Raw genomic sequence first — 4,399 nt, forward strand, 5'->3', positions numbered from 1 at the left:
GATATCTAAACCGATTGTAGTAATCTTCATAGGTGGACCCGTCCTCTTTCTGATGAGTTTTAGCGACTACATCGTGGCCCATTGCGAGGCCGATTTAAAGTGGATGGGTCCATTCCATTATCCATGATGCAGATCCTTGCGACCGGCCTGATGGTTAAGCTATTCCAGCAGCAAAACTTTGCTATTGGTGCCGGGCTTGCTAAGAGTGAGGCAATAGTCGCGGCAATCTTAGGAACATTGTTCTTTGGTACCCATTTATCCTTACTCGGCTGGGTTGGGGTTATCTTGGGCGGTATCGCTGTATTTTTGCTGAGTGCTAAGCTGGGGCTTAGGCAGCTATCCCTAAGCACAGTGCTCCTTGGCATTGCCAGTGGCAGCGCCTTTGCGCTGACTTCGCTTTGGGTGCGAGAAGCTAGTTTGAGGTTAGATGTCGGTTTTCCTCATAGTGCGGCTTGGGTATTGTTGTTGGTGATTAGCCTGCAAACAATCGTGCTAGCCAGTTACTTGGTTTTAAAAGATAAAGAAACATTAATCGGCCTGTTACAACGGCCTAAATTAACCTTGTTGACCAGTACTACAAGTTGTTTTGGATCTATTGGTTGGTTCAGTGCGATGTCGTTACAAACTGTCCCTTATGTGAAAACCTTAGGCCAAGTGGAAATCTTTTTTATGATGTTGATTTCCGCATTCTGGTTAAAGGAACGCGTAAAAATAAAAGAAATGCTTGGTCTAGCACTCATTGCGGTTGCTGCCATACTCGTGATGTGGGGATGAGTATTTGAGCTGTTTTATATTTATCATATGCAACGCAATGTTTAACCAAGATAAATCGCTATAACGGCAACAAGATAAGGATTCCGGATGCAGAATCGTATTAACAGCCTGTCGTCACTTTTACGCTTATTCATCTCCCAGTACGATCTTTCAGGCAAGCATTTATTCATTATGTTGTCTGTTCCTGTTGTCTTGGCTATCGCATCCAGTTTTATGGTGACGAGTTATTTGGTTGAGAAAAAGGTGCATGAAGTTGGTGAGTTTAATCTCAAACGGCTTGAGGATTTATTAAGCCAGTCTGAGTCAATTGGTCAGTATGCCATCACTCTTAGTCAAGGTGATTGTAGTGACCTGAATGAGTATATGAAGTTTAAGCCCTATTATCGTGGTGTACTGCTTTTTAATGCTCATGGTTTTTATTGTTCATCCACAAATGGTGAAATTGATTTTCCACTGAACACACTCTTACCTGAACCGACCCTAAAAGAGCCTACTTATTTTATTGTTCCTGAAACGCCTGCGCGTTTAGGTGTCCCTGCCATCATTGTTATTGCTACGCAGGCCAACCTAACGAGTGGGGCGGTTGTGATTATTGAAGGGCAATATTTTATCGACAGCTTTATTCAGCCAGAGGTGTTTCCTCGTCCTGTGCTAAATGTGGTATTGGGGTTGAAGGGCGCGACATTGCCGACTGTGCCACAGTTTGGTGATGGGAAAGTTGTTGCCGTAAAGGCTGATAATTCGGAATTGGTGATCCTACTTGAGGTCTCGCAAGCGTTTTTTTGGTACTTCTTCTGGATATCTTTTGGGCTATCGCTCCCCGTTTTTTTGGCATTTACTTGGTTAGTCGGTTTACATCTTTGGCGTAAAAAAAACCGCTATTCACTGGCCGACGATATTAGAAGCGGGATCGAAAATAAAGAATTTTTCCTTGTATACCAACCTATTATTTGTACTGAAGACGGTAAGGCTAAAGGGGTTGAGGCATTAGTACGGTGGCTACATCCGCAAATGGGCTTGGTGCAGCCAGATCTATTTATTCCCATCGCGGAGCAGAGCCAACTGATCGTGCCGCTAACTAATTATATTTTTGAACGCGCTTTAGCCGATTTTAGTTTGTTTTCCGTGCAGCCAGGGTTTCGAATTGGTTTTAACGTAGCGCCTGAGCATTTTATTCAAAGTGATATTGAAGCTAAATTTCGCTATTTAAAGGATGCTTTTTCTCAAATTGGTGTTCAACCTTTGATTGAGATTACCGAGCGGCAGCTATTAACGGCGGATATGTGCGAGCGAATTACAGCATTGCGTGAGCTTGGTATTTTAGTCGCTATTGATGATTTTGGCACCGGACAGACAACCTTATCGCTGCTGCAAACCTTTACCTTGGACTACCTTAAAATAGATAAGTGCTTTATCGATACCATAGGCCAAGATTCGGTCACTTCCCATGTGCTCGATACTATTATCGAACTCTGCCATAAAATGAATTATGTCGCTGTAGCAGAAGGGGTAGAAACACAGGAACAGGCGGATTATTTAATCAGTCGTGATGTGCATTTTCTGCAAGGATATTTATTCGCTAAACCGATGAAATTAGATGAGCTTGCCCTTTGGCTGAAGAAACGCAACTAACAACAACCGTCAGGATAGGTATCCTGACGGTTATAGGTTTTGCGCAGAGGTTGATGTGCTTACAGGCTGTAACCCGTTTCTTCATGTTCAGAAAGATCGAGCCCATTCACTTCTTGCTCACTGCTGACACGCAGTCCTCCAAGGAGTTTGCTAATAACGATAAACAAGAGCCAAGTCACTACTGCGGTATAACTAAAGGTCGCCGCGATACCAATCATTTGGACGCCGAGTTGGTCAATCATAGTGTCGTTAACAGTGGCAAAACCATAGCCGCTAAAGATCCCAAGTTGAGTCGAACTAAAAACGCCTGCGAGCAATGTACCGAGGATGCCGCCTACACCATGGACAGGAAATACATCGAGAGAGTCGTCAATCTTCAATTTTTGTTTAATGTAAACCGTTGAAAAGAAACAGACCACCCCGCCAAGAAAACCAATCACTAAGGCTCCAGCTGGGCCAACATAACCCGATGCAGGCGTGATTGTTCCCAAACCTGCCACCATACCTGTAACGATACCAAGTGCGCTGGCTTTACCAAATTTATACCATTCAATCCCAGCCCAAGTGATGGCACCCATCGACGCCGCCAAATGGGTCGCGAGTATCGCCATTGCCGCTGTACCATTGGCGCCTAAGGCGCTGCCGCCATTAAAGCCAAACCAGCCCACCCACAGCATGCCCGCACCTGTGACAGTCATGGTCAAGTTGTGGGGCATAATCGCTGAGTTTAAAAATCCCCTGCGTGGGCCAAGCACTTTTGCCGCAACCAGTGCCGCCACCCCTGCGGTAATGTGTACGACTGTGCCGCCGGCAAAGTCATAGAGCCCAAGCTCAGCTAACCAGCCGCCACCCCATACCCAGTGGGTGATAGGTGCATAGACTAACAGCAGCCAAGTGCTTGAGAATATGAGTACCGCAGAAAATTTCATTCGCTCAGCAAAGCCGCCGATAATCAGCGCTGGCGTGATAATGGCAAAGGTCATTTGGAATAGCATAAACAAAGGTTCGGGAATGTCACCGCTCATACTCTCACGACCAATGCTGGCTAAAAATGCTTTATTTAGCCCACCGATAAAACCATTGCCTGTATCGAAGGCGATGGAGTAACCCACGACAAACCAGAGTATTGAGGCAATAGCAGCAATCGAAAAACACTGCATTAAAATGGAGAGCACGTTTTTGCTACGCACCAGTCCACCGTAAAATAATGCCAGTCCTGGGAGCGTCATCAGTAATACTAAGGCTGATGAACTTAAAATCCATGCGGTGTTGGCACCGCTCAACTGCGCCTCATCCGCGAATACTGGAGCGGTAAAGCTACTCGCGATGAGGATAAGTAACGCTTGATAACTGCACTTAGATTTTGGATTGATCATATGGCATCGCTCCCTTCTTCAGAGGTGCGAACGCGGATCACTTGCTCGAGCGGAGTGACAAAAATTTTACCGTCACCGACTTTGCCTGTGCGAGCGGCTTGGATGATGGCTTCGATTACAGCTTCTTCAAGCTCTGAGTGGATCGCGATTTCAAGCTTCATTTTGGGAAGAAAGTCGACAGCATATTCGGCGCCGCGATAGAGCTCTGTGTGCCCCTTTTGCCGGCCAAAACCCCTCACTTCAGTCACTGTCATGCCGTGGACGCCCAGTTGAGTGAGCGCTTCACGTACATCATCAATTTTGAAAGGTTTAATAATTGCGGTGATGAGTTTCAACTTTATTCTCCAACGAACATCAGGCATCAGTTCGTTGGATATAGCAGGAATTAGGCCACAACAATAAACGTTTTATTATCATTATGTTAATAATGTGGTGCACCCAAATAAATCTTATTTTTGCTGCAAAATAGTGCAAGAATAGATGAGCACGCCCTGACTTGGTGCGCGCCCTTGGTGCGTTAAATGTAAAAAAACCAATTAGGGTGCATTTAAACACTGTTAAGTATTATCGAGAATGATTTTCTACGGCAGGCTTATATTTAATCTATTTAAAATCAA

At 45.1% G+C, this 4,399-nt stretch carries 3 protein-coding genes and 1 pseudogene; 2 read left to right on the forward strand and 2 right to left on the reverse strand.

All coding sequences use genetic code 11. The annotated features are described in order from the left end of the window. Positions 1–126: 126 nt before the first annotated feature. Positions 127–774: pseudogene (locus tag MMG82_RS21065) on the forward strand (DMT family transporter); the annotation flags it as partial. Positions 775–861: 87 nt separating this feature from the next. Then, positions 862–2,406, forward strand: coding sequence for an EAL domain-containing protein (locus MMG82_RS21070; RefSeq protein WP_047539448.1), 1,545 nt, complete (start codon positions 862–864; stop codon positions 2,404–2,406). Positions 2,407–2,465: 59 nt separating this feature from the next. Here the strand turns inward: MMG82_RS21070 and MMG82_RS21075 are convergent, their stop codons facing one another. Together MMG82_RS21075 and MMG82_RS21080 are read right to left on the reverse strand one after the other, a co-directional pair. Then, complete coding sequence (locus MMG82_RS21075) at positions 2,466–3,782, reverse strand: ammonium transporter (RefSeq protein WP_047539450.1); 1,317 nt, start codon at positions 3,780–3,782, stop codon at positions 2,466–2,468. Beyond that, positions 3,779–4,117: a P-II family nitrogen regulator gene (locus MMG82_RS21080; RefSeq protein ID WP_037422289.1), complete on the reverse strand. Its 339-nt coding sequence runs from the start codon at positions 4,115–4,117 to the stop codon at positions 3,779–3,781. The genes MMG82_RS21075 and MMG82_RS21080 overlap by 4 nt, the downstream gene beginning before the upstream one ends. Positions 4,118–4,399: the final 282 nt, after the last annotated feature.

This window comes from Shewanella sp. MM_2022_3 (genome assembly GCF_022557375.1).
GTDB classification, from domain to species: Bacteria; Pseudomonadota; Gammaproteobacteria; order Enterobacterales; family Shewanellaceae; genus Shewanella; species Shewanella xiamenensis.